The 24,403-nt window shown below is 63.2% G+C and carries 35 protein-coding genes; 33 read left to right on the top strand and 2 right to left on the bottom strand.

Annotated features, from left to right (window positions below; translation table 11 throughout):
• Positions 1–57: 57 nt before the first annotated feature.
• Both AB5I39_RS02660 and glpD read right to left on the bottom strand, forming a co-directional pair.
• Positions 58–987, bottom strand: coding sequence for a rhodanese-related sulfurtransferase (locus tag AB5I39_RS02660; RefSeq protein ID WP_404370800.1), 930 nt, complete (start codon positions 985–987; stop codon positions 58–60).
• Positions 984–2,438, bottom strand: a complete 1,455-nt coding sequence (gene glpD, locus AB5I39_RS02655; RefSeq protein WP_404370797.1) for a glycerol-3-phosphate dehydrogenase — start codon at positions 2,436–2,438, stop codon at positions 984–986. The genes AB5I39_RS02660 and glpD overlap by 4 nt, the downstream gene beginning before the upstream one ends.
• A gap of 227 nt (positions 2,439–2,665) precedes the next feature.
• Between glpD and rpsL the strand changes: the two genes are divergently transcribed.
• The 33 genes from rpsL to rplQ all read left to right on the top strand — a co-directional run bounded on the left by rpsL (position 2,666) and on the right by rplQ (position 24,350).
• The gene (rpsL, locus tag AB5I39_RS02650; RefSeq protein ID WP_404370794.1) at positions 2,666–3,037 is read left to right on the top strand and encodes a 30S ribosomal protein S12; all 372 of its coding nucleotides are present in this window, start codon (positions 2,666–2,668) and stop codon (positions 3,035–3,037) included.
• 58 nt (positions 3,038–3,095) lie between these two features.
• Positions 3,096–3,566 (top strand): 30S ribosomal protein S7, encoded by a 471-nt coding sequence (gene rpsG, locus AB5I39_RS02645; protein WP_404370791.1) that lies wholly within the window; start codon positions 3,096–3,098, stop codon positions 3,564–3,566.
• A gap of 80 nt (positions 3,567–3,646) precedes the next feature.
• Complete coding sequence (gene fusA, locus AB5I39_RS02640; protein WP_404370788.1) at positions 3,647–5,722, top strand: elongation factor G; 2,076 nt, start codon at positions 3,647–3,649, stop codon at positions 5,720–5,722.
• A 105-nt stretch (positions 5,723–5,827) separates the two neighbouring features.
• Positions 5,828–7,018 (top strand): elongation factor Tu, encoded by a 1,191-nt coding sequence (gene tuf / locus AB5I39_RS02635; protein WP_404370785.1) that lies wholly within the window; start codon positions 5,828–5,830, stop codon positions 7,016–7,018.
• Between the two features lie 161 nt (positions 7,019–7,179).
• The gene (rpsJ, locus tag AB5I39_RS02630) at positions 7,180–7,488 is read left to right on the top strand and encodes a 30S ribosomal protein S10 (protein ID WP_007406109.1); all 309 of its coding nucleotides are present in this window, start codon (positions 7,180–7,182) and stop codon (positions 7,486–7,488) included.
• A 214-nt stretch (positions 7,489–7,702) separates the two neighbouring features.
• Positions 7,703–8,461, top strand: a complete 759-nt coding sequence (gene rplC, locus AB5I39_RS02625) for a 50S ribosomal protein L3 (protein ID WP_404370778.1) — start codon at positions 7,703–7,705, stop codon at positions 8,459–8,461.
• A gap of 2 nt (positions 8,462–8,463) precedes the next feature.
• Positions 8,464–9,090, top strand: a complete 627-nt coding sequence (gene rplD / locus AB5I39_RS02620) for a 50S ribosomal protein L4 (RefSeq protein ID WP_404370774.1) — start codon at positions 8,464–8,466, stop codon at positions 9,088–9,090.
• Entirely contained in the window at positions 9,083–9,394 is a 312-nt protein-coding gene (locus AB5I39_RS02615; RefSeq protein ID WP_404370771.1) for a 50S ribosomal protein L23, read from the top strand. The genes rplD and AB5I39_RS02615 overlap by 8 nt, the downstream gene beginning before the upstream one ends.
• A gap of 4 nt (positions 9,395–9,398) precedes the next feature.
• Entirely contained in the window at positions 9,399–10,253 is an 855-nt protein-coding gene (rplB, locus tag AB5I39_RS02610; protein ID WP_404370768.1) for a 50S ribosomal protein L2, read from the top strand.
• A 1-nt stretch (position 10,254) separates the two neighbouring features.
• Positions 10,255–10,530, top strand: coding sequence for a 30S ribosomal protein S19 (gene rpsS, locus AB5I39_RS02605; RefSeq protein ID WP_010164582.1), 276 nt, complete (start codon positions 10,255–10,257; stop codon positions 10,528–10,530).
• Positions 10,530–10,910, top strand: coding sequence for a 50S ribosomal protein L22 (gene rplV, locus AB5I39_RS02600; protein ID WP_404370764.1), 381 nt, complete (start codon positions 10,530–10,532; stop codon positions 10,908–10,910). Before rpsS ends, rplV begins: the two co-directional genes overlap by 1 nt.
• Positions 10,910–11,611: a 30S ribosomal protein S3 gene (gene rpsC / locus AB5I39_RS02595; protein ID WP_404370761.1), complete on the top strand. Its 702-nt coding sequence runs from the start codon at positions 10,910–10,912 to the stop codon at positions 11,609–11,611. Before rplV ends, rpsC begins: the two co-directional genes overlap by 1 nt.
• A 10-nt stretch (positions 11,612–11,621) precedes the next feature.
• Positions 11,622–12,056 (top strand): 50S ribosomal protein L16, encoded by a 435-nt coding sequence (gene rplP, locus AB5I39_RS02590; protein ID WP_404370759.1) that lies wholly within the window; start codon positions 11,622–11,624, stop codon positions 12,054–12,056.
• Position 12,057: 1 nt separating this feature from the next.
• Positions 12,058–12,276, top strand: a complete 219-nt coding sequence (gene rpmC, locus AB5I39_RS02585) for a 50S ribosomal protein L29 (protein ID WP_404370757.1) — start codon at positions 12,058–12,060, stop codon at positions 12,274–12,276.
• 10 nt (positions 12,277–12,286) lie between these two features.
• Positions 12,287–12,559: a 30S ribosomal protein S17 gene (gene rpsQ, locus AB5I39_RS02580; RefSeq protein ID WP_404370754.1), complete on the top strand. Its 273-nt coding sequence runs from the start codon at positions 12,287–12,289 to the stop codon at positions 12,557–12,559.
• 64 nt (positions 12,560–12,623) lie between these two features.
• Positions 12,624–12,992 carry a 50S ribosomal protein L14 gene (gene rplN, locus AB5I39_RS02575; protein WP_404370751.1) on the top strand — a complete coding sequence of 123 codons (369 nt, stop codon included), beginning with the start codon at positions 12,624–12,626 and terminating at the stop codon, positions 12,990–12,992.
• The gene (gene rplX / locus AB5I39_RS02570) at positions 12,992–13,309 is read left to right on the top strand and encodes a 50S ribosomal protein L24 (protein ID WP_404370748.1); all 318 of its coding nucleotides are present in this window, start codon (positions 12,992–12,994) and stop codon (positions 13,307–13,309) included. The genes rplN and rplX overlap by 1 nt, the downstream gene beginning before the upstream one ends.
• The gene (rplE, locus tag AB5I39_RS02565) at positions 13,302–13,889 is read left to right on the top strand and encodes a 50S ribosomal protein L5 (RefSeq protein ID WP_404370746.1); all 588 of its coding nucleotides are present in this window, start codon (positions 13,302–13,304) and stop codon (positions 13,887–13,889) included. The genes rplX and rplE overlap by 8 nt, the downstream gene beginning before the upstream one ends.
• Position 13,890: 1 nt before the next feature.
• On the top strand, positions 13,891–14,196 hold the full coding sequence (rpsN, locus tag AB5I39_RS02560; protein ID WP_404370743.1) for a 30S ribosomal protein S14: 306 nt from the start codon (positions 13,891–13,893) through the stop codon (positions 14,194–14,196).
• Between the two features lie 10 nt (positions 14,197–14,206).
• Positions 14,207–14,602 carry a 30S ribosomal protein S8 gene (rpsH, locus tag AB5I39_RS02555; protein ID WP_404370740.1) on the top strand — a complete coding sequence of 132 codons (396 nt, stop codon included), beginning with the start codon at positions 14,207–14,209 and terminating at the stop codon, positions 14,600–14,602.
• Position 14,603: 1 nt separating this feature from the next.
• Positions 14,604–15,137, top strand: a complete 534-nt coding sequence (gene rplF / locus AB5I39_RS02550; RefSeq protein WP_404373970.1) for a 50S ribosomal protein L6 — start codon at positions 14,604–14,606, stop codon at positions 15,135–15,137.
• On the top strand, positions 15,137–15,496 hold the full coding sequence (gene rplR / locus AB5I39_RS02545; protein ID WP_404370737.1) for a 50S ribosomal protein L18: 360 nt from the start codon (positions 15,137–15,139) through the stop codon (positions 15,494–15,496). The genes rplF and rplR overlap by 1 nt, the downstream gene beginning before the upstream one ends.
• A gap of 2 nt (positions 15,497–15,498) precedes the next feature.
• On the top strand, positions 15,499–16,215 hold the full coding sequence (rpsE, locus tag AB5I39_RS02540) for a 30S ribosomal protein S5 (protein ID WP_404370734.1): 717 nt from the start codon (positions 15,499–15,501) through the stop codon (positions 16,213–16,215).
• A gap of 6 nt (positions 16,216–16,221) precedes the next feature.
• Entirely contained in the window at positions 16,222–16,398 is a 177-nt protein-coding gene (rpmD, locus tag AB5I39_RS02535) for a 50S ribosomal protein L30 (RefSeq protein WP_010403711.1), read from the top strand.
• Positions 16,399–16,508: 110 nt separating this feature from the next.
• Positions 16,509–17,051 (top strand): 50S ribosomal protein L15, encoded by a 543-nt coding sequence (gene rplO / locus AB5I39_RS02530; protein ID WP_404370732.1) that lies wholly within the window; start codon positions 16,509–16,511, stop codon positions 17,049–17,051.
• A 260-nt stretch (positions 17,052–17,311) separates the two neighbouring features.
• Positions 17,312–18,664: a preprotein translocase subunit SecY gene (secY, locus tag AB5I39_RS02525; RefSeq protein WP_404370729.1), complete on the top strand. Its 1,353-nt coding sequence runs from the start codon at positions 17,312–17,314 to the stop codon at positions 18,662–18,664.
• A gap of 33 nt (positions 18,665–18,697) precedes the next feature.
• Complete coding sequence (locus AB5I39_RS02520) at positions 18,698–19,348, top strand: adenylate kinase (protein WP_404370726.1); 651 nt, start codon at positions 18,698–18,700, stop codon at positions 19,346–19,348.
• Positions 19,349–19,588: 240 nt separating this feature from the next.
• On the top strand, positions 19,589–20,281 hold the full coding sequence (locus AB5I39_RS02515; RefSeq protein ID WP_404370724.1) for a response regulator transcription factor: 693 nt from the start codon (positions 19,589–19,591) through the stop codon (positions 20,279–20,281).
• 9 nt (positions 20,282–20,290) lie between these two features.
• On the top strand, positions 20,291–21,649 hold the full coding sequence (locus AB5I39_RS02510; RefSeq protein WP_404370721.1) for an ATP-binding protein: 1,359 nt from the start codon (positions 20,291–20,293) through the stop codon (positions 21,647–21,649).
• A 178-nt stretch (positions 21,650–21,827) separates the two neighbouring features.
• A complete protein-coding gene (rpsM, locus tag AB5I39_RS02505) occupies positions 21,828–22,196 on the top strand; it encodes a 30S ribosomal protein S13 (protein WP_404370718.1) in 369 nt (122 codons plus the stop codon).
• A 55-nt stretch (positions 22,197–22,251) separates the two neighbouring features.
• On the top strand, positions 22,252–22,641 hold the full coding sequence (gene rpsK, locus AB5I39_RS02500; protein WP_010164557.1) for a 30S ribosomal protein S11: 390 nt from the start codon (positions 22,252–22,254) through the stop codon (positions 22,639–22,641).
• Between the two features lie 98 nt (positions 22,642–22,739).
• Positions 22,740–23,807 carry a DNA-directed RNA polymerase subunit alpha gene (locus AB5I39_RS02495; protein ID WP_176495437.1) on the top strand — a complete coding sequence of 356 codons (1,068 nt, stop codon included), beginning with the start codon at positions 22,740–22,742 and terminating at the stop codon, positions 23,805–23,807.
• A 120-nt stretch (positions 23,808–23,927) separates the two neighbouring features.
• Complete coding sequence (gene rplQ / locus AB5I39_RS02490; protein ID WP_404370713.1) at positions 23,928–24,350, top strand: 50S ribosomal protein L17; 423 nt, start codon at positions 23,928–23,930, stop codon at positions 24,348–24,350.
• Positions 24,351–24,403 lie beyond the last annotated feature (53 nt).

The following is a 24,403-nucleotide window of genomic DNA, read 5'->3' as shown; positions in this document are numbered from 1 at the left end:
TGAAGCTCTTATTGTTTCGGATCCGGAACATCTACTTGGCTGGCTGGTCCGGTCGTATCACTTTGAGTGCGCGCCCTTTGCCGCGGTCGCGCCGACATGGGTTTCGCCGCGGGCATTGGCCAGGCGGACCTGACGGTGGCGTTCAGCGGCCGCCGCGCGCTTGGTGGCGTCGCTGGTGGCGGTGCAGGCGGGGCAGGCGACGCCTTCTTCGAACAGCGGTGATGCGCGGTCCTCCGGGCTGACCGGCATCCGGCAACCGCGACACAGTTCGTGCGTGCCGGGCGCAAGGCCGTGGCCGACCGCGACGCGTTCGTCGAACACAAAGCATTCGCCGTGCCAGCGGCTTTGCTCAGGCGGCACCTCTTCCAGATATTTCAGGATGCCGCCTTCGAGGTGGAAGACGTCCGTGAGGCCCTCGGCCTTCAAAAACGCGGTCGATTTCTCGCAGCGGATGCCGCCGGTGCAGAACATCGCGATCTTCTTGCCCTCCAACTCGGCGCGGTGCGCGCGGGCCCAGGCGGGAAAATCGCTAAAGGCGTTGGTCTGCGGGTCGATCGCGCGTTCAAAGCTGCCGACTTTCACTTCATACGCGTTGCGCGTGTCGATCACGATCGTATCGGGATCGTCGATCAGCGCGTTCCAGTCGGCAGGTGCGACATAGGTGCCGACGCCGCCCAGCGGATCGATCTCGGGTTCGCCCATCGTCACGATCTCGCGTTTGAGCCGAACCTTTAGGCGGTGGAACGGCATGGTCGCGGCATGGCTGTATTTTACCGCAATGTCGGCGCAGTCGGGCAGGGTGCGGATATGCGCGATGACGGTGCTGATGCCGTCTTCGGGGCCGGCAATCGTGCCGTTAATGCCCTCGCGGGCGAGCAGGAGGGTGCCCTTCACCCCGTTTTCGGCGCACAGGTCGAGCAGCGGCTGGCGAAGCGCGGCAGGATCGGGGAAGCGCGCGAAGCGGTAGAGCGCAGCGACGTGAATCATCCGAGGGCCGCCCAGCGCTCCGCGAAGAGCGCTTGCTCGGCGGGGGTGAGGTGCAGGCCGAGCTTCGTGCGGCGTTCGAGCACATCGGCGGGGGTGCGCGCCCATTCGCGCGTGCGTAGCCAGCGTGCCTCGACCTCGGTCAGGCCGCCGCCCAGATCCGCGCCCATCGCGGCTTCGCTATCGACGCCCTCCAGCATCTCGGCGAGCATCGTCCCATAGGCGTGCGCCATCCGCTCGGACCGTGCCTCCCCCAGAAAGGGCCATGTCGCGCGGACGTGCGCAATGAAGCTGTGGAGGTCGGCGATCGCGCCGCCGGGGAAAACGCGCGCACGTGTCACCGGATGCGAAGCAAAGCCCATCGGAGCGCTCAGCTTCTCCAGCGCTTCCTCAGCCAGGTGCCGTGCCGTCGTGATCTTGCCGCCAAAAACCGACAGCAGGGTGGGGCCGTTGGTATCCAGTTCCAGCACGTAATCGCGCGTCACTTCCTTGGCCTCGCTCGCCCCGTCGTCATAGAGCGGGCGCACGCCCGACCAGGTCGAGGTGACGTCGGCGGGGGTGATCTGCTTGATGAAGTGGCGGTTCACCGCCTCGCACAGATAGGCGATCTCGCCCGCGTCGATCTGCGCATCCTCGGGCGCATCGACGGGGATGTCGGTCGTGCCAATCTCGGTGAAGGCCCCTTGATAGGGGATGGCGAAGACGATGCGGCGGTCGGGTTGCTGCAGGATATAGGCGTGGTCGCCGTCGAACAGTTTGGGCACGACGATATGGCTGCCTTTGACCAGCCGCACGCCCGATGCGGCGTTCACGCCGAGCCGTCCGAGCAATTGATGCACCCAGGGCCCGGCGGCATTGACCATCGCGCGGGCCTCGGCGGTGCGGCCGTCGGACAGCGTTGCGCGCCAGACATCGCCCTCGCGCCGCGCGGACTCGAGCGCAGTGCCGACCACGATGTCGGCACCGTTGAGCGCCGCGTCCAGCGCGTTGAGCACCGTCAGGCGCGAATCATCCACAAAAGCGTCGGAATAGACGAAGCCGCGCGATCCGCCCTTGAGCGGCGCGCTGAACGCCGTGTCGGTCTTGCGCAGGCCCCGCGAGCGGGGGAGGGACATCTTGCCGCCCAGGAAATCGTAAAGATACAGACCGATCCGGAGCATCCACCACGGCCGCACGGCATTTTCGTGTGGCAGGACGAATTGCAGCGGGTGGATGATGTGCGGCGCTGCCTTGACCAGGCGCTCGCGTTCCCGAAGCGCCTCGGCAACGAGTTTGAAGTCGTAATATTCGAGATAGCGCAGGCCGCCGTGGATCAGCTTGGTCGAGGCGGACGAGGTGTGCGCGGCGAGATCGTCGCGCTCGACGAGCAGGACTTTGAGGTCGAGCAGCGCCGCCTCGCGCGCGATCGCGCAACCGTTGATACCGCCGCCGACGATGAGCAGGTCATATGTCATCGCTGTCACCTAGCGGGGCGGGTAGGGCATGTCACCCGCCAGTTGACCTCGTCCGAGTCGCACTGTATGCGCACCCGACCTGTCAGGGGGCTTGCTCCCGGATGAGTGCCTGAACATTGCTGGATGCATTCCAGGGCCCGGGAGGTGTTATGTCTCCGTCGGTCCCTTTTTGTATTTCGAGCTTTCGGCTCCAGCAAAGTAACCAATTTCTCAAGGTGAAGAGATTCATGCCGACGATCAACCAGCTGGTCCGCAAGGGCCGCGAACAGCAGAAGGCCAAGAACAAGGTCCCTGCGATGGAAGCGAACCCGCAAAAGCGCGGCGTTTGCACCCGCGTCTATACGACGACCCCGAAGAAGCCGAACTCCGCACTGCGCAAGGTGGCCAAGGTCCGCCTGACCAACAGCCGCGAAGTCATCAGCTACATCCCGGGTGAGGGTCACAACCTGCAGGAGCACTCGGTCGTGCTGATCCGCGGCGGTCGCGTTCGCGATCTTCCCGGCGTGCGCTACCACGTGCTGCGCGGCGTGCTTGATACGCAGGGTGTCAAGGACCGTCGCCAGTCGCGGTCGAAGTACGGCGCCAAGCGTCCCAAGTAATTAGCCAGAGTAAGCCCCGAACGCGTTTCGGACCCGCTGAAGAACGAAGGAATTTGAAATGGCACGTCGTCGTCGCCCAGAAAAGCGTATCATCCTCCCCGATCCTAAATACGGTGATGAGGTCCTCTCGAAGTTCATGAACTCGGTGATGCTGGACGGTAAGAAGTCCGTCGCGGAACTGATCGTGTACGGCGCGATGGAAACCGTCGAGCAGCGTGCGAAGAAGGACCCCGTCGCGGTGTTCCATGACGCGCTTACCAACGTGAAGCCCGGCATCGAAGTCCGCAGCCGCCGCGTCGGTGGTGCGACCTATCAGGTCCCGGTCGAAGTGCGCCCGGAGCGCGCTCAGGCCCTGGCGATCCGTTGGTTGATCGCCGCTGCGCGTGCGCGGTCGGAGAACACTATGTCGGCACGCCTGTCGGGTGAGCTGATGGACGCCGCCAACAACCGCGGCAACGCGGTGAAGAAGCGCGAAGATACGCACCGCATGGCGGAAGCCAACCGCGCGTTCTCGCACTACCGCTGGTAGGCTGGAACTCGCTGCAATCGTACCCTATATCGTGGGGAGCTGGACCATCCGGCTCCCCACATCGCTAAGGAAGCACTGACATGGCCCGCAGCCATCCGCTCGAACGCTATCGCAACATCGGCATCATGGCGCACATCGACGCCGGCAAGACGACGACGACCGAGCGTATTCTTTACTACACCGGCAAGTCCTACAAGATCGGCGAAGTGCATGAAGGCACCGCGACGATGGATTGGATGGAGCAGGAGCAGGAGCGCGGGATCACGATCACGTCGGCTGCTACCACGTGCTTCTGGAACGACCACCGCATCAACATCATCGATACCCCCGGCCACGTCGACTTCACGATCGAAGTCGAGCGTTCGCTGCGCGTGCTCGACGGTGCGATCACCTGCTTCGACGGCGTGGCCGGCGTTGAGCCGCAGTCGGAGACGGTGTGGCGTCAGGCGGATAAGTACAAGGTTCCGCGGATGTGCTTCGTCAACAAGCTCGACCGTACCGGCGCCGACTTCTATTTCTGCGTCAACTCGATCGTCGAGCGCCTCGGCGCGCGTCCGGCCGTGCTGTATCTCCCGATCGGCATCGAGAGCGAGTTCAAGGGCCTGGTCGATCTGGTCGAGAACCGCGCGATCATCTGGCTCGAAGAATCGCTGGGTGCGAAGTTCGAATATCGCGAGATCCCCGCTGACCTGGTCGAGAAGGCGGCGAAGTATCGCAGCGACCTGATCGAAATGGCCGTCGAGCAGGACGACGAGCTGATGGAGGCGTATCTCGAGGGCACCGAGCCGACCACCGAGCAGTTGAAGGCGCTGATCCGCAAGGGCACGCTGAACTCCTCGTTCGTGCCGGTGCTGTGCGGTTCGGCGTTCAAGAACAAGGGCGTCCAGCCGCTGCTCGACGCAGTGATCGATTATCTGCCGTCGCCGCTCGACGTGCCGGCGATTGAAGGCCTGAAGCTTGACGGCGTGACGCCGGACAGCCGCGCTGCCAGCGACACCGCGCCATTCTCGGCGCTGGCGTTCAAGATCATGAACGATCCGTTCGTCGGTACGCTGACCTTCGCCCGCATCTATTCGGGCAAGCTTGAGACGGCGTCGTCGGTGACCAACTCGGTCAAGGACAAGAAGGAAAAGGTCGGCCGTATGCTGTTGATGCATGCGAACGACCGTGAGGACATCCAGGTTGCCTATGCGGGTGACATCGTGGCGCTCGCCGGTCTGAAGGACACGACGACGGGTGATACGTTGTGCTCACAGAGCGATCCGATCATTCTCGAGCGGATGGAATTCCCGGAGCCGGTTATCGAAGTCTCGGTGGAACCGAAGACGAAGGCCGACCAGGAAAAGATGGGCGTCGCGCTTAACCGTCTTGCACGCGAAGATCCGTCGTTCCGCGTTTCGACCGACCACGAATCGGGTCAGACCCTGCTGAAGGGCATGGGCGAGCTTCACCTCGAGATCATGGTCGATCGTATGCGCCGTGAGTTCAAGGTCGAGGCCAATGTCGGTGCGCCGCAGGTGGCGTATCGCGAATATCTCGCCAAGCCGGTCGAGCTGACCTACACCCACAAGAAGCAGTCGGGTGGTTCGGGCCAGTTCGCAGAAGTCCGCGTCAAGCTGACGCCGGGCGAGCGCGGTTCCGGTTTCGTCTTCATCAATTCGGTGAAGGGCGGTAACGTCCCGAAGGAATATATTCCTTCGGTCGAAAAGGGTATGCGCGAGACCGCGATGACCGGTTCGATGATCGGCTTCCCGATTATCGATTTCTCGGTGGAGCTGACTGACGGCAAGTATCACGACGTCGACTCGAGCGCGCTGGCGTTCGAAATCTGCGCCCGTGGGTGTATGCGTGAAGCCGCGCAGAAGGCCGGGATCAAGCTGCTCGAGCCGATCATGAAGGTCGAGGTCGTGACGCCCGAGGATTATCTCGGCGACGTGATCGGCGATCTGAACAGCCGTCGTGGCCAGATTCAGGGCACCGACAGCCGTGGCAACGCGCAGACGGTCGAAGCGGTCGTGCCGCTGGCCAACATGTTCGGCTACGTCAACCAACTGCGTTCGTTCACGCAGGGGCGGGCGCAGTACAGCATGCAGTTCTCGCATTACGACGAAGTGCCGTCGAACGTGGCGGACGAGGTGAAGGCGAAGCTCGCCTGAGGCGTATCACGCTAAGGGCTGGCGTTATCTGAAATAGGTCGTTAAGGGCGCGCCTTCGCGTGGAGCCCGGAAGGCCGCGAACCGAATCAATCAAGGTAGGATATCATGGCGAAAGCAAAGTTTGAGCGGACCAAGCCGCATCTCAACATCGGCACGATCGGCCATGTCGATCATGGCAAGACGTCGCTGACGGCTGCGATCACCAAGGTGCTCGCCGAGACCGGTGGCGCGACCTTCACGTCGTACGACAACATCGACAAGGCGCCGGAAGAGCGCGAGCGCGGCATCACCATCTCGACCGCACACGTCGAGTATGAGACGACCGCACGCCACTATGCGCACGTCGATTGCCCGGGTCACGCCGACTATGTGAAGAACATGATCACCGGCGCAGCGCAGATGGACGGCGCGATCCTGGTCGTGTCGGCAACCGACGGCCCGATGCCGCAGACCCGCGAGCACATCCTGCTCGCCCGTCAGGTCGGCGTGCCGACGATGGTCGTGTTCATGAACAAGGTCGACCTGGTCGACGATCCCGAGATCCTCGAGCTCGTCGAGCTGGAAATCCGCGAACTGCTCTCGTCGTACGACTTCGACGGCGACAACATCCCGGTCATCCAGGGTTCGGCCGTTTGCGCGCTGAACGACACCAACCCGGAAATCGGCAAGGCAGCCGTGCTGAAGCTGATGGAAGCGGTCGACACCTATCTGCCGCAGCCCGAGCGTCCGCTCGACAAGCCGTTCATGATGCCGATCGAAGACGTGTTTTCGATTTCGGGTCGCGGCACCGTCGTCACCGGCCGCGTCGAGACCGGCGTCGTCAAGGTTGGCGAAGAAGTCGAGATCGTCGGCATCAACGACACCCGCAAGACCACCGTCACGGGCGTCGAAATGTTCCGCAAGCTGCTCGACCAGGGCCAGGCCGGCGACAACATCGGCGCGCTGATCCGCGGCGTCGGCCGTGAAGAGGTCGAGCGTGGTCAGGTTCTCTGCAAGCCCGGCTCGATCAAGCCGCACACCGACTTCGCGTCGGAAGTGTACGTGCTGTCGAAGGACGAAGGTGGCCGTCACACGCCGTTCTTCGCCAACTATCGTCCGCAGTTCTATTTCCGCACGACCGACGTGACCGGCACCGTCGAGCTGCCTGAGGGCACCGAGATGGTCATGCCCGGCGATAACATCGCGCTCGGCGTCAAGCTGATCGCACCGATCGCCATGGACGTCGGCCAGCGTTTCACCATCCGTGAGGGTGGCCGTACGGTGGGTTCGGGTATCGTCAGCGGTATCTCGAACTAAGCATCTAAAAAAATAGTGCCGCCCCGGTCGCCGAAAGGCAGCCGGGGCGGTTGCTATTTGTGAGAGGCTCGGTTAGTGGCCCGCCTCTGATTTAGTTTTAACAGCAAGAGCCCCGAAGCCGTATCGTTTACGGGGCCCGCTCTTTCGCATCGGTAGGGACTATGGACAGCAATATCCGCATTCGTCTTAAGGCGTTCGATCATCGTGTGCTCGATCAGGCGACCGGCGACATCGCCGACACCGCACGTCGCACCGGCGCGCTGATCCGTGGTCCGATCCCGTTGCCGACGCGCATCGAAAAGTTCACCGTGAACCGCGGTCCGCACATCGACAAGAAGTCGCGCGAGCAGTTCGAGGTCCGCACCTACAAGCGCATGCTCGACATCGTGCAGCCGACCCCGCAGACGGTCGACGCGCTGATGAAGCTCGACCTCGCCGCAGGCGTTGACGTGGAAATCAAGCTCGCGTAAGAGCGCGCCTCCACAGAGATTCGGTGCCGCTTCGGCGGCGCCAGATAGACGGGATACCGCCAAGTTCGCTTGGGTCTGCGTCCCCCGACACGCTCCACCGCTAACGCGGGGAGCACCAGCCCGGGTCGGGGCCGCAGTATAAAATAAAACAGGGCTAGTACGCACCCTTCGGAATGGTCCGAGGGGTGCCTCTGCATTGAATGGAGCATTGATCATGCGCACTGGCGTGATCGCGAAAAAGATGGGGATGACCCGCTGGTTCCAGGACGACGGGCGCCACGTGCCCGTGACCGTTCTGGCACTCGAAAATCTGCAAGTTGTGGCCGTTCGCGAGGCCGATCGTGATGGGTATGTCGCAGTCCAGCTGGGCGCGGGTACCGCAAAAGCAAAGAACGTCGCCAAGCCGCAGCGTGGCCATTTCGGCAAGGCCGAAGTCGAGCCCAAGGCGAAGCTGGCCGAATTCCGCGTGAGCGAAGATGCGCTGCTCGAAGTCGGCGCGACCATCTCGGCCGACCATTATGTCGCTGGCCAGATCGTCGATATCCAGGGCGTGACCCAGGGTAAGGGCTTCCAGGGCGGCATGAAGCGTTGGGGCTTCGGCGGTCTGCGCGCGACGCACGGCGTTTCGGTCTCGCACCGCTCGCTCGGTTCGACCGGTCAACGCCAGGATCCGGGCAAGGTCTTCAAGAACAAGAAGATGGCCGGGCACATGGGCGACAAGAACCGCACCCAGCAGAATCTCGAAATCGTTTCGACCGACGTCGAGCGCGGCCTCATCTTCGTCAAGGGCTCGGTCCCTGGCTCGAAGGGTGGCTGGCTGCTCGTCAAGGACTCGGTCAAGGTCGCGCGTCACGCCGATGCGCCGTACCCCGCTGGTCTGAAGCAGGTCGCGAACAACAACGACACCGCTCCCGCGAACACGCCTGCTGATGAAGCAGCGACCGTGGATGCGACCGACGGCCAGGAGGGCTGATCATGAAGGTTACATCTCAGTCTTTCGATGGTGCGACCGGCACGGACGTCGAGCTCAACGACGAGGTCTTCGGCCTCGATCCACGTGCCGATATCCTGCACCGCGTCGTAACCTGGCAGCTCGAAAAGCGTCGTGCGACCGCACGTGGCACGCGTGAGCGCGCCGACGTTGCCCGCACCGGCAAGAAGTTCGGCAACCAGAAGGGCGGCGGTACCGCCCGTCACGGCGATCGCCGTGCGCCGGTGTTCATCGGTGGTGGTAAGGCGCACGGCGCCCGCGTCCGCGACTTCAACCCGTCGCTGAACAAGAAGGTTCGCGCGCTCGGTCTGAAGATGGCGCTGTCGAGCCATGCACAGGCCGGCACGCTGATCGTCATGGACAGCCTCACGGTTGCCGAGAACAAGACCAAGACGCTGCTGGCGGATTGGGCGAAGCTCGGCGCAGGCAAGACCGCACTCGTCATCGATGGCGACGCAGTCGACACCAGCTTCGCGCTTGCCGCGGGCAACGTGCACACGATCAACGTGCTGCCGGCCGCTGGTGCCAATGTTTACGATATCCTGAAGCACGACACGCTGGTTCTGACCCGCGCTGCCGTCGACATGCTGGAGGCGCGCTTCAATGGCTAAGCAGAAAGCCGCGATCGACGCGCGTCATTATGACGTGATCGTCGCACCGCACATCACCGAAAAGGCGACCTTGCTCAGCGAGCATAACGCCGTCGTGTTCAAGGTCACCAACGACGCGACCAAGCCGCAGATCAAGGCTGCGGTCGAGGCGCTGTTCGACGTGACCGTGTTGGGCGTCAACACGATCGTCCAGAAGGGCAAGACGAAGCGCTGGAAGGGCGCTCCGTACACCCGTTCCGACATCAAGAAGGCGATCGTGACGTTGAAGGACGGCCAGTCCATCGACGTGACGACGGGGATCTGATCCGATGGCATTGAAGCATTATAACCCGACCAGCCCGGCACGCCGCGGTCTGATCCTGATCGACCGGTCCGGTCTGCACAAGGGCGGCCCCGTCAAGGCGCTGACTGAAGGCAAGCGCAAGACCGGTGGCCGCAACAACAAGGGCCATGTGACCTCGCGCGGCATCGCCGGTGGTCACAAGCAGCGCTATCGCATCATCGACTTCAAGCGTCGGTTGTGGGGCGTCGAGGGCACGGTCGAGCGGATCGAATACGATCCCAACCGCACCGCGTTCATCGCGCTGATCAACTATGGCAAGACGGCCGAAGGCAAGGACAACGTCGCCTATATCGTCGCGCCGCAGCGTCTCGCGGTTGGTGACAAGGTCATCGCCGACAAGAAGACCGACGTGAAGCCGGGCAACGCGATGGAACTGGGCCAGATGCCGGTCGGCACGATCGTCCACAACGTCGAGATGAAGCCGGGCAAGGGTGGCCAGATCGCCCGTTCGGCTGGCACCTATGTGCAGATCGTCGGCCGCGACAAGGGCATGGTGATGGTCCGCCTGAATTCGGGTGAGCAGCGCTACATCCATGCGAACTGCATGGCGACGGTCGGTGCCGTGTCGAACCCCGACAATGGCAACACCAACCTCGCCAAGGCCGGTCGCAACCGTTGGTTGGGCATCCGCCCGCTGACCCGCGGCGTTGCCAAGAACCCGGTCGACCATCCGCACGGCGGTGGTGAAGGCCGGACCTCGGGCGGCCGTCATCCGGTTACCCCGTGGGGCAAGCCGACCAAGGGTGCGCGCACCCGCCACAACAAGGCGACGGACAAGATGATTATCCGTTCGCGTCATTCGACGAAGAGGAAGGGCTAAGATGGCTCGCTCAGTCTGGAAGGGTCCGTTCGTGGACCTTCATCTGCTCAAGAAGGCAGAAACCGCGCAGGAAACCAATGCGCGCGGTGCGATCAAGACCTGGTCGCGTCGTTCGACGATCCTGCCGCAATTCGTCGGCCTCACGTTCAGCGTCTATAACGGCCGCAAGTTCGTGCCGGTTTCGGTGAACGAGGACATGGTGGGCATGAAGCTCGGCGAGTTCGCACCCACCCGCTATTTCCCTGGCCACGCCGCGGACAAGAAGGGCAAGCGCTAATGTCGAAGGCTAAATCCCCCCGCAAGGTCGGCGAGAAGGAAGCCCTCTCGGTCGGCACGCAGATCCGTGGTTCCGCGCAGAAGCTCGGCCTGGTTGCAGCGCTCATCCGCAACAAACCGGTCGGCGATGCGATGAACATCCTGCAATTCTCGACCAAGGGCATGGCGGTTGAAGCGCGCAAGGTGCTGGCATCGGCCATCGCCAACGCCGAGAACAACCATAACCTCGACGTCGATGCACTGGTCGTCGCCGAAGCATCGGTCGGCAAGTCGATCGTGATGAAGCGTTTCGCAACGCGTGGTCGTGGCAAGTCGACCCGCATCCTGAAGCCGTTCAGCCGCCTGCGCATCGTCGTTCGCGAAGTGGAAGAAGAAGCGTAATGGGCCAGAAATCGAACCCCATCGGTCTGCGCCTGCAGATCAACCGCACCTGGGACAGCCGCTGGTACGCTGAAGGCGCCGATTACGGCCGTCTTCTGCTCGAAGATCTCAAGATGCGCGCGTTCATCCTGAAGACGCTGCCGCAGGCCGCGATCTCCAAGGTGGTGATCGATCGTCCGGCCAAGCTGTGCCGCGTGTCGATCTTCGCAGCACGCCCCGGCGTCATCATCGGCAAGAAGGGTGCGGACATCGAAAAGCTGCGCCGTCAGCTCGGCAAGATGACCAGCTCGGACGTGAGCCTGAACATCGTCGAAATCCGCAAGCCGGAAGTCGATGCCAAGCTCGTCGCACAGGGCATTGCCGATCAGCTCGAGCGTCGTATCGCTTTCCGTCGCGCTATGAAGCGTGCGGTGCAGTCGGCGATGCGCCTGGGCGCAGAGGGCATCCGCATCAACTGCGGCGGTCGTCTGGGCGGTGCCGAAATCGCGCGCTCGGAATGGTATCGCGAAGGTCGCGTGCCGCTCCACACGCTGCGCGCCAACGTCGATTATGCCGAAGCGCAGGCGCACACCGCATATGGCGTGTGCGGCGTGAAGGTGTGGATCTTCAAGGGCGAAATCCTGGGTCATGACCCGATGGCGACCGACCGGCTGATGATGGAAGCGCAGACTTCCGGCGTCCGGCCTGATCCGCGCCGCTAAGGAATAGATCATGCTGCAACCGAAAAAGACCAAGTTTCGCAAGGCCTTCAAGGGCCGCATCCACGGCGACGCCAAGGGTGGCACCACGCTCAACTTCGGGTCGTACGGCCTGAAGGCGATGGAGCCGGACCGGATCACCGCACGCCAGATCGAAGCGGCCCGCCGCGCGATCACGCGTCACATCAAGCGCCAAGGGCGTTTGTGGATCCGCGTTTTCCCGGACGTTCCCGTCTCGGGCAAGCCCGCCGAAGTCCGCATGGGTAAGGGCAAGGGTTCGCCGGAATATTGGGCAGCCCGCGTCAAGCCGGGCCGGATTCTGTTCGAACTGGACGGCGTTCCGGGTGACATCGCCGCGATGGCGTTCAGCCGTGCAGCGATGAAGCTGCCGATCAAGGTGAAGGTCGTTGCCCGTCTCGGCGACACCTCGCATCTGGGAGTTGCATAAGATGGCCAAGATCGACACGCGTCGTTCCGACCTGGTCGCCAAGACCGAGGATCAACTGACCGAGGAGCTCGGCAACCTGAAGCGCGAGGCGTTCAACCTCCGTTTCCAGGCCGCGACCAACCAGCTCGAAAAGCCGAGCCGGGTTCGCGAAGTCCGTCGTGACATCGCCCGGATCAAAACCCTTCAGACCGCTCGCGCTCGCGACGCGGCTGCGAAGTAAGGATTTAGACATGCCAAAGCGCGTGCTGACGGGGCTGATTGTCTCCGACAAGGGCGACAAGACGGTGGTCGTGAACGTGGAGCGTAAGGTAAAGCACCCGCTCTACGGCAAGATCATCCGCCGTACGAAGAAGTATCATGCCCATGATGAGGGCAATGAATACAAGCAGGGCGAAACCGTGCGGATCGAAGAGACCGCACCGATCTCCAAGCTGAAGACCTGGAAGGTCGTCGATCGGGTTAACACCCATGCGACGCCCGAGCGGGTCGACGTCGACGCGTAACGCGTCGGTTCATTGAGGCGGCACCGGTCGGAATCGGTGTCAGAGAAGAGAAGGAAGCGGATCCATGATCCAGATGCAATCCAATCTCGACGTCGCAGATAACAGCGGCGCGAAGCGGGTAATGTGCATCAAGGTGCTTGGGGGTTCCAAGCGTCGTGTTGCAGGCGTCGGCGACATCATCGTCGTCAGCGTGAAGGAAGCCGCACCCCGCGGCCGCGTGAAGAAGGGCGACGTGCACCGTGCCGTCATCGTGCGTACGGCGAAGGACATTCGCCGCGCCGATGGCACCGTGATCCGCTTCGATTCGAACGCAGCCGTGCTGGTCAACAAGAACGAAGAGCCGATCGGCACGCGTATCTTTGGCCCAGTGGTGCGTGAGCTCCGCGGCAAAAAGCACATGAAGATCATCTCGCTCGCGCCGGAGGTGCTGTAATGGCTTCCGCTAAGATCAAGAAAGGTGACCGCGTCATCGTCCTGTCGGGCAAGGACAAGGGCAAGACCGGCGAAGTCACGATGGCACTGCCCAAGGCCGACAAGGTCGTTGTGTCGGGCGTCAACATCGCCGTTCGTCACGTGAAGCCAAGCCAGGGTGACCCGCAGGGTGGCCTGAAGCGCGCCGAAGCGCCGCTGCACATTTCGAAGGTCGCGCACGTAACCGCGGACGGCAAGCCGACCCGCGTTCGTTTCGAGACCAAGGACGGCAAGAAAGTCCGTGTTGCGGTCAAGACCGGAGACAAGATCGATGGCTGATGCAGCTTACAAGCCCCGCATGAAGGGCATCTATGACGACAAGATCGTCAAGGCGATGACCGACAAGTTCGGCTACAAGAACGCCATGGAAGTTCCGCGGATCGAGAAGATCGTGCTGAACATGGGCGTTGGCGAAGCCACGCAGGACAAGAAGAAGGTCGACCAGGCAGCCCAGGAAATGGAGCTGATCGCCGGCCAGAAGCCCGTCGTCACGAAGGCGAAGAAGTCGATCGCGCAGTTCAAGCTGCGTGAGGGAATGCCGATCGGCGTGAAGGTTACCCTTCGTCGTGAGCGCATGTACGAATTCCTCGACCGCTTCATCACGATCGCGCTGCCGCGCGTTCGCGACTTCCGCGGGCTGAACCCCAAGTCGTTCGACGGCCGTGGCAACTATGCCTGCGGCCTGAAGGAGCAGCTGGTTTTCCCGGAAATCAGCTACGACAAGATCGACAAGATCCGCGGCATGGACGTGATCGTCACGACGACGGCGCGGACTGACGACGAAGCGCGCGAGCTGCTCCGTCTGTTCGGCTTCCCGTTCCCGATCGAAAACGCTGATAGCGAAAAGAAGGCGGCATAAGATGGCGAAGGTAAGTTCTGTCAATAAGAACGAGCGTCGCAAGATGCTGGTCAAGAAGTATGCGCCCAAGTACGCGGCGCTTAAGGCGATCGCTGCCGATCAGTCGTTGAGCGACGGCGAGCGGATCGAGGCCCGTCTCAAGATGGCCGAGATTCCCCGCAACGGGAACCCGACGCGCATCCGCAACCGCTGCGAGCTGACGGGTCGTCCGCGCGCTTATTATCGCAAGTTCCGTCTCTGCCGTGTTCAGCTGCGCGATCTGGCCAACAAGGGCCTCATCCCGGGCGTCACGAAGTCGAGCTGGTAAGGATCAACAGATGGCATTGACCGATCCCCTGGGTGATATGCTCACCCGCATCCGCAACGGCCAGCGCGCGCGCAAGGACTCCGTCCTGACGCCGGGCTCGAAGCTGCGGACCCGTGTGCTCGACGTGCTGCAGCGCGAAGGCTACATTCGTGGCTACAGCGAAGAGCAGATGGGCCCGACGGCCGGCATCCGCATCGAGCTGAAGTATTTCGAGGGCCAGCCTGCGATCAAGCATGTCGCGCGCGTGTCGAAGCCCGGCCGTCGCGTCTACTCGGCATCGACCGAGCTGCCGCGGGTCATGAATGGCCTCGGCATCACGATCGTCTCCACGCCACGCGGCGTCCTGTCCGACGCCGAAGCGCGTGAACAGAATGTTGGCGGCGAAGTCCTCGCGGAGGTGTTCTGATATGAGCCGCATCGGTAAAAAGCCGGTCGCGATCCCCAGCGGTGTGACCGCGACGATCGAAGGCCAGCAGCTCAGCGTGAAGGGGCCCAAGGGCACCCTCGCGATGCCGCTGCGCGAAGAGATCAGCTATGTTCTCGAAGACGGCGGCATCGCCGTTAACCCTGCAAACGACACCAAGCGTGCGCGGGCCTTCTGGGGGATGCAGCGGACTTTGGTGCAGAACCTGATCACCGGCGTGTCGGACGGCTTCACCAAGAAGCTGCTGATCAACGGCGTGGGTTATCGCGCCGCGGTGCAGGGCAAGACGCTGAACCTCAAACTCGGCTACAGCCACGACGTCAACATCGACGTGCCGGAAGGGATCGACGTAAAGACCCCCGACAACACGACGGTCGAGATCTCGGGCACCGACAAGCAGAAGGTCGGCCAGCTGGCCGCTGAAATCCGTCGCTGGCGCAAGCCCGAGCCGTACAAGGGCAAGGGTATCAAGTACGACGGCGAGTTCATCTTCCGCAAGGAAGGGAAAAAGAAGTAATGTCGACCAAGGGTATGTCTCTCTTCGAGAAGCGGCGCCGCCGCAACCGCACCGCGCTCCGCGCGCGTGGATCGGGCCGTCCGCGGCTGTCGGTCCACCGCTCGGGCCGCCACATCTATGCGCAGATCATCGACGATGCGCAGGGCGTGACGATCGCTTCTGCTTCGACGCTGGAAAAGGACGTGCGCGACACGTCCGGTGCCAACATCGACGCGGCGACCGCCGTCGGCACCCGCATCGCCGAAGCCTGCAAGGCTGCTGGCGTCACGCAGGTCGTGTTCGATCGCGGTGGCTTCCTGTTCCACGGTCGCGTCAAGGCGTTGGCGACTGCCGCGCGTGAAGCCGGATTGGAGTTCTAATTATGGCTGACGACAACATCCCAACCGAAGCTTCGGCAGCACCCGAAGGCGCTCCGGCAGCTGATGCACGCGGTCCCCGCGGCGGTCGTGGCCGTGGTGGCCCCGGCGGCGGTCAGAATCGTGGCGGCCGTGACAACCGCGGCGGTCGCGACAATCGCGGTCGTGGTGGCCCCGGCGCCGATGACGGCGGCGAAGAGCTGATCGAGAAGTTGGTTCACATCAACCGCGTCTCGAAGACGGTCAAGGGCGGTAAGCGCTTCGGCTTCGCAGCACTCGTCGTCGTTGGCGATGGCAAGGGCCGCGTCGGCTTCGGTCACGGCAAGGCACGCGAAGTGCCGGAAGCGATCAGCAAGGCAACGGCTGCTGCCAAGAAGGCAATGGTCCGCGTTCCGCTGAAGGATGGCCGCACGCTGCATCATGACGGCCGCGGGCACTTCGGTGCCGGTCTCGTCACCGTGCGTTCGGCCCCGCAGGGGACCGGCATCATCGCGGGCGGTCCGATGCGCGCCGTGTTCGAATCGCTCGGCGTTGCCGACGTGGTGACCAAGTCGGTCGGCACGTCCAACCCGTACAACATGATCCGTGCGACCTTCGAAGCGCTGACCAGCCAGGTCTCGCCGAAGTCGGTTGCGCAGCGTCGTGGCAAGAAGATCGCCGATCTGCTCGGCCGTGGTGGCTCGGAAGCGCCCCAGGCTGAAGCCGCAGCGATCGTGGAGTAAAGACCGATGGCAACCATCAAAATCACGCAGACCGGTTCGCCGATCCGCCGCGAGAAGGACCAGCGCGCAACGCTGATCGGCCTCGGCCTCAACAAGATGCACCGCACGCGCGAGCTGCAGGACACGCCCGAAGTTCGCGGCATGATCCGTAAGGTCGCGCACATGGTGAAGATCGAGGCGTAAGCTTCTGGGTTCCGCTCCGTGCGGAATACTAGTGACAAACACGGGGCAGGGGGCTAACGGCCCCCTTCCTCATTTTATCCAGCGCGACAAAAGCGAAAGCGAGTGCACACATGAAACTCAATGATATCCGTGACAACGCCGGTGCGCGTAAGTCGAAAATGCGCGTCGGCCGTGGTATCGGTTCGGGCAAGGGCAAGACCGGCGGACGCGGCCAGAAGGGCCAGAAGAGCCGCGAGGGCGTTTCCATCGCCGGCTTCGAAGGCGGCCAGATGCCGCTCCACATGCGTCTGCCGAAGCGTGGCTTCAACAACATCTTCGCCAAGGACTATGCTGAGGTGAATCTCGGCGCGATCCAGGCTGCGGTTGACGCAGGCAAGATCGAAGCCAATGCGTCGCTCGACCATGCTGCGCTGAAGGCCGCTGGCCTGGCACGCGGTGGCAAGGACGGCGTCCGTCTGCTGGGCAAGGGCGAGCTGACCACCGTGCTGAAGTTCACCGTCGCTGGCGCATCGAAGGGTGCGATCGAGGCGGTCGAAAAGGCTGGCGGTTCGGTCGACGTGATCCACGTCGTTCCCGCGGCTGAAAAGGCTGCCGCCAAGAAGGGCGTCAAGTATCGCGAGCGCAAGGCGCACAAGGAATTGTTCAAGGCGTAAGCCGGACGACAGGCAGCCTTATCGTACCACCGTCACCCCGGCCTTGTGCCGGGGTCCACCGCGTCGCAAATCCTGCGGCCGAAGGTTTCAGGCGACGGTGGACCCCGGCACAAGGCGGGGTAACGGTTAGGATTTTGGCTCGGTATGACCGCTAGCCATTAGACAAGCCCGTTCGGGCCCCTATATGAGCGGCGGGGCGGTCAAACGCTTTCCGCCGTTTTTTGTTTCCTGACACCGTAGTTACCGGGACGACACGCAGTATGGCATCCGCAGCCGATCAGATGGCCTCCAGCATCAGCCTGTCGAAATTCGCGCAGGCGACCGACCTCAAGAAGCGGTTGTGGTTCACGATCGGCGCGCTGATCGTTTTCCGCTTGCTGAGCTATGTGCCGCTGCCGGGGATCGACCCGACCGCGCTGACCGCGCTGGCGCAGCGCACCACGGGCGGTGTGCTCGATTTCTTCAATGCCTTCTCGGGTGGCTCGCTCAAGCGCGCGAGCCTGATCGCCCTCGGCGTGACGCCGTATATTACCGCATCGATCGTGGTGCAGCTCGCGACCTCGCTGTCGCCGACCCTCGCCGCAATCAAGAAGGAAGGCGAGAGCGGGCGCAAGCGGCTCAACCAATATACGCGCTACGGCACCGTCGCGCTGACCGTGATCCAGGGCTATTTCCTCGCGCTCGGTTTCCAGAGCCAGGGCGTGGTCGTGCAGCCCGGCGTGTTGTTCGTCATCGGGGCTGTCATCAGCCTGGTCGGCGGCACCATGTTCCTGATGTGGATCGGTGAGCAGATCACCAGCCGTGGCATCGGCAACGGCATGTCGCTGATCATCATGGCGGGCATCGTCGCGAATCTGCCGACGACACTCTACAATCTGGCGCAGACCGCGCGCACCGGCGGCGGCAGCGTCACCGGTTTCACCGTGGTGCTGATCGCGGTGGCGGTGGCTGGCCTGATCCTGTTCATCTGCTTCATGGAACGCGCTCAGCGCCGTATCCTGATCCAGTATCCCAAGCGCCAAACGCAACGCGGGATGCAGGCCGATCGCAGCCATTTGCCGCTGAAGATCAACACCGCCGGCGTGATCCCGCCGATCTTCGCCTCGTCGCTGCTGCTGATGCCGCTGACGATCACGCAGTTCGCCGGCACCAATGTGTCGGGCAACAGCTATTGGGGTTCGGCGATCATCTGGCTCAACCAGTATCTGCAGCACGGCAGTATCGCGTACATGACGCTGTACGGCGCCGGGATCATCTTCTTCTCGTTCTTCTACACCGCCGTCGTGTTCAATCCGGAAGAGACCGCCGACAATCTCAAGCGCTATGGCGGGTTCATTCCCGGCATCCGCCCGGGCAAGAACACCGAGAACTATTTCGATTACGTGCTGACGCGCATCACCGTGATCGGCGCGGGCTATCTGGCGATCATCTGCCTGCTGCCGGAATATCTTGTCTCGGCGCTGTCGATCCCGTTTTATCTCGGCGGTACGAGCTTGCTGATCGTGGTGAACGTGACGATGGACACCGTGACGCAGATCCAGTCGCACTTGCTGGCGCACCAATATGGTGATCTGATCAAGAAGGCGAAGTTGAAGGGCGGGCGTCTCCGTTAAGCGGGACGCGACCAGCCAAACGGGAGTGGCGGCTTGAACATCATCTTGTTGGGACCGCCGGGTGCGGGCAAAGGCACCCAGGCGAGCCGCCTGGAAGCGGATCGCGGGATGATCCAGCTTTCGACCGGCGACATGCTGCGCGCGGCGGTCAAGTCGGGCAGCCCGGTCGGGCTTCAGGCAAAGGCGGTGATGGACGCGGGCGAGCTCGTCTCGGACGAGATCGTGTCGGGGATCATCGGCGAGAAGCTGGGTACGCTCGCATCCGATCAGGGTGTCATCTTCGATGGATACCCACGCACCGCAGCACAGGCCGAACAGCTCGACGCCATCTTGGCCAGCCACGGCCGTACGCTGGATCATGTGATCGAGCTTGAGGTCAACGAGGACAAGCTCGTCGCGCGCATCGTTGGCCGCTTCACCTGCGCGAATTGCGGTGCCGGCTATCACGACGTGTTCAAGCAGACCAAGGTCGCCGACACGTGCGACGTGTGCGGCAGCCATGAGTTCAAGCGCCGCCCGGACGACAATGAGGAAACCGTGCGCACGCGGATGGCCGAATATCGCGCCAAGACCGAGCCGATCATTCCGATCTACGCCGCGCGCGGGCTGCTTGCTCGCGTCGATGGCATGGGCGAGATTGACGCGGTGACAGCGGCGATCGAGGCGATCCTCGACGCCGGCTGATCGCCGCGCGCTGACCTGGCGCGACTTTCTCACATTATGACAGTTTCTTCATGGGTGCGTCATCGCGCCGTGGGCCGGGGCCGCGCATAAGCGGCGTCGGTCGACGCATGTATGCGTGGCCTTGAGTTTACGAGATCGGCACTCGCACTCCCGGGGGTGCCGTTGGCCGGCGGAAGGCTTGCTTTCCGTCGGCCTCATTCTTGTTTAGGCTTGGAGGGGAAACCACCCGGAATGCCGCCTGTGACCCGCAAGATCCTGATCGTCGAAGACGACGCCTCGACCGCCGCCTATCTTGCCAAGGGGCTGGGCGAAGCTGGCTACTCGGTCGAAACAAGCGGCGACGGGCGCGATGGGCTGTTCCTGGCGAGCGAAGGCATTTTCGACCTGATCATCGCGGACCGGATGCTGCCCGGGCTCAATGGCCTGGCGATGCTCGGTGCGATTCGTGCGGCAGGCGTGAAGACCCCGACGCTGATCCTCTCCGCGCTCGGCACGGTCGATGACCGGATCGACGGATTGAATGCCGGCGCCGACGATTATCTGGTGAAGCCATTTTCCTTTGCCGAGTTGACCGCGCGCATCGACGCGATCTTTCGCCGCGTCGATCGCGCGGCGGCGGAGGGCCAGGCGACGCGGCTCTCGGTCGGCGATCTGGAGATTGATCTGCTCGCCCGCACCGTCGCGCGCGGCGGGCGCCCGATTCAGCTCGGCGCGCGCGAATTCAACCTGCTGGAATACCTCGCGCGCCACGCCGGGCAGGTGGTGACGCGCACGATGATGCTGGAGAAGATCTGGAATTACCATTTCGACCCCGGCTCCAACGTCGTCGACGTGCATATCGGGCGGTTGCGTCGCAAGCTCGAGGAAGGTTTTGCTGCGCCGATCCTGCATACCGTGCGCGGGGCTGGATACCGGCTCTCGATCGAAGTCTGACCGGACGAGGTGGCGCGGCGCCTGACCTTCACGACGCGGATTGCGCTGCTGGCGATCGCGCTGGCTTTGACCTCCAACCTCGTACTCGTGGCGTTCGTGTGGAAGCTCGTCCATGACGATGCGATCGCAGCACTCCGGCGCGATACGATTGCGGAATTGGATGCGCTGGTCGCGGTGTACCACACCGGTGGGCTGGCTGCCCTCAACCAGACCATTGCCGATCGGCGTACCCCGGCCGACCCCGCGCGAATCCTGGCGGTGATCGCGCCCGACGGACGGCGTGTGGCCGGCGGCGGGCCGGATTTCGCGCATGTGTCGGCGCTCCAGCCCACGCTGTTCGAAATCGGGCGCATGAGCGATTGGCAGCTCTGGTCGGAACGCGAGGCGGGATATTCCGTGCGGCGGATCGATTCATACCGCCTGGTGAGCGGGCGGCTGCTGGACGACTGGGAACAGGAACAGCGCGGGATCGAACATGCCTTGCTCGCGGCGATGGCGCTGTCGCTCGCGCTGGGTGTCGGCGGCGGGTTGGTGGTGACGCGTTATGTTGGGCGGCGGCTCAACAGCGTCGCCGATGTCATCGAAGGGGTGGCAAGTGGCGATCTGTCGCGGCGCGTGACGAGTGCGGCGAGCGGCGGCGACGCGTTCGACCGGTTGGCGACGCGGCTCAACGCGATGCTCGACAAGACCGAGCGGCTGATGACGGAATTGCGGATCGTCACCGACGGCCTGGCGCACGATCTGCGCTCCCCGCTCGCACGGTTGCGGGCAAAGGCGGAGGCAGCGGTGCTGCAGGCCGAACCAGCCCAGCGCGAGGCGGCGATGGGCGGGCTACTGATCGAGACCGATCTGGTGATGCGGATGCTGTCTACTATGATCGAAATCACCCGCGCCGAATTGGTCCCGCGCGACCGGTTGGCCCCGATCGACCCGGCGGCGCTGATGGACGAAATCGCCGAGCTGTATGCGCCAGTGGTGGAGGATGCGGGGATGCGCTTCGCGGCGGTGATCGACCGTGGCGTGCCGCGGCTGGTGCTCCACCGGGAATTGTTGACGCAGGCACTGGCCAATCTGATCGACAATGCGCTGCGCCATGCCGGGCGGGGCGGGGAGGTTACACTTCGACTCGCCCTTGCCGACGGGGAGGCGCGTTTCCAGGTCGAGGATCGTGGGCCCGGTATCGCCGAAGCCGATCGCGCGCAGGCGTTGCGTCGTTTCGGTCGCCTGGACGCGGCGCGGAGCCTGCCGGGGGCGGGGCTCGGCATGGCGCTGGTCGAGGCAGTTGCGCGGCTGCACGGGGGGCGCGTGGAGCTTGGCGACAATGCGCCGGGCCTTGTGGCGGCGGTTGTGGTGCCGGTTCTGCCGTAACCGCACGGTCACCTCGCTTGACACTGCACGAATCCCGGCCTAACGCGGCCTCATTCCGAAACACCGGTCTCCGGCGGCGCTGTTTGCGCTCGCCGGTGTTGTGCGTGTTACACGGTAGGCAACGCGATGAGATGGGGTTTGCAGCCATGCAGCCCCGTGGAGCAGGAGAAAAAAGTTCATGGCACGTATCGCCGGGGTCAACATCCCGACCAACAAGCGCGTCGTTATCGCGCTCACCTACATCCACGGTATTGGCAACGCCAAGGCCAAGGAAATCGTCACCAAGCTGAACATCCCGATGACGGCGCGTGTGCAGGACCTGACCGATCAGGAAGTGCTTCACATCCGTGAGACGATCGACGCCGACTACACCGTCGAGGGTGATCTTCGCCGCAGCGTGGCGATGAACATCAAGCGTTTGATGGATCTCGCCTGCTATCGGGGTCTGCGCCATCGCAAGGGCCTCCCCGTCCGTGGCCAGCGCACTCACACCAATGCGCGCACTCGCAAGGGCAAGGCAAAGCCGATCGCCGGTAAGAAGAAGTGAGCTTGAGCCGCGGATGACCGCGGCTCGCTCCCTGCAGCAAGGTTAGGACAAGACAATGGCACGTGAACCGCAACGCATTAAGCGGCGTGAGCGCAAGAATATCACCTCGGGCGTCGCCCATGTGAACGCAAGCTTCAACAACACCATGATCACGATCACCGATGCCCAGGGCAACGCGATCTCGTGGTCGTCGGCCGGCGCAATGGGCTTCAAGGGCTCGCGCAAGTCGACCCCGTATGCGGCGCAGGTCGCAGCGGAAGACGCGGGCAAGAAGGCTGCCGAACACGGCGTCCGTACGCTCGAGGTCGAAGTGAAGGGCCCGGGTTCGGGGCGTGAATCGGCGCTGCGCGCACTGCAGGCAGTCGGTTTCCAGATCACGTCGATCCGTGACGTGACGTCGATCCCGCACAACGGTGTGCGCCCGTCGAAGCGTCGCCGCGTCTGATTTCGTCTCGGCCGTGCGCGGTTGATCGCGCTGCACGGTTTTCGAGTCCAAACATGGCCGGGATTGCCCGATCTCGGCCCAAAACCAAGGGATAGCCCATGTCCGTCAATGCAAAGAACTGGCAGGAACTGAAGAAGCCGTCCGGCCTCGAAAAGAAGCCCGGCGGAGACGGCAAGCGCAAGGCAACCTTCGTCGCCGAGCCGCTGGAGCGTGGGTTCGGCCTGACGCTCGGCAACGCCCTGCGTCGCGTGTTGCTGTCGTCGCTCCAGGGTGCGGCCGTCACCTCGATCAAGATCGAAAACGTGCTGCACGAATTCTCGTCGCTCGCCGGTGTGCGTGAAGACGTGACCGACATCGTGCTGAACGTGAAGCAAATCGCGCTGCGGATGCAGGGCGAGGGGCCGAAGCGGCTCCAGCTCTCGGCAACCGGTCCTGGCCCGGTCAAGGCCGGCGACATTGCGGTTTCGGGCGACATCGAAGTGATGAACCCGGCGCTGGTGCTGTGCCACCTCGACGAAGGCGCGACGCTGAACATGGAATTCACCGCCGACGTCGGCAAGGGCTATGTCGCTGCCGTCGCCAACCGTCCGGCCGATGCGCCGATCGGCCTGATCCCGGTCGACGCGCTGTATTCGCCGGTTAAGCAGGTCAGCTACAAGGTCGAGAACACCCGCGTCGGGCAGGAACTCGATTACGACAAGCTGACGCTGACGATCGAAACCGACGGCACGATTACTCCGGAGGAAGCCGTGGGCTATGCCGGTCGTATTCTGCAGGACCAGCTCGCGCTGTTCGTCGGCTTTGACGATTCGAGCGTGCAGCGTTCGGCGCCGATCGGCCATGCGGCACCGGCTTCGACCGGTGGCGAAGTGTCGGGCGACACGCAGCAGATCAACCGTTACCTGCTCAAGAAGGTCGACGAGCTCGAACTGTCGGTCCGCAGCGCCAACTGCCTCAAGAACGACAACATCATCTACATCGGCGATCTGGTCCAGAAGACCGAAGCCGAGATGCTGCGTACGCCGAACTTCGGCCGCAAGTCGCTCAACGAGATCAAGGAAGTGCTTTCGAGCATGGGTCTCCGACTGGGTATGGAAATCCCCGGCTGGCCGCCTGAAAACATTGAAGAAATGGCCAAGAAGCTCGAACAAGAGATCATGGGGTAAAACCCGTTACGGGTGGCACTTTCGGCACTTTCGACATTCCAGGGTTTGGGCGGTGGCCCGTTTCGCACCGCCCGGTACGGGGTACCTCACACGGCCCCATAACGAACGAAGGACACTATCATGCGTCATCGCGTAGGCGGTCGTAAACTGCAGCGTACCTCGGCACACCGCATTGCGTTGTTCCGCAACATGTCCGCTGCCCTCATCAAGCACGAGCAGATCACCACCACCGTCGCCAAGGCGAAGGAACTGCGCCCGTACGTCGAAAAGCTGATCACGCTGGCGAAGAAGGGTGGTCTGTCCAACCGTCGCCTGGCGCACGCCCGGCTGCTCGACGATGCGCAGCTGGTGAAGCTGTTCGATGTGCTGGCCGCGCGCTATGCCGATCGCAACGGCGGCTACACCCGCATCATCAAGGCGGGCATCCGCGCATCGGACGCGTCGCCGATGGCGATCATCGAGTTCGTCGATCGTGACGTCAGCGCCAAGGGCCAGGATTCGGGCCCGGTGATGACCGACGGCGAGTATGACGAAGCGGCATAAGCCGACCGAAGTTTGGATTTGAAGAAGGAGCCGTACCCGACCCAGGGTGCGGC

The sequence above is a fragment of the Sphingomonas sp. MMS24-J45 genome (assembly GCF_044881195.1).
Classification (GTDB): Bacteria; Pseudomonadota; Alphaproteobacteria; order Sphingomonadales; family Sphingomonadaceae; genus Sphingomonas.
This window is presented reverse-complemented; position numbering and strand designations above follow the sequence as displayed.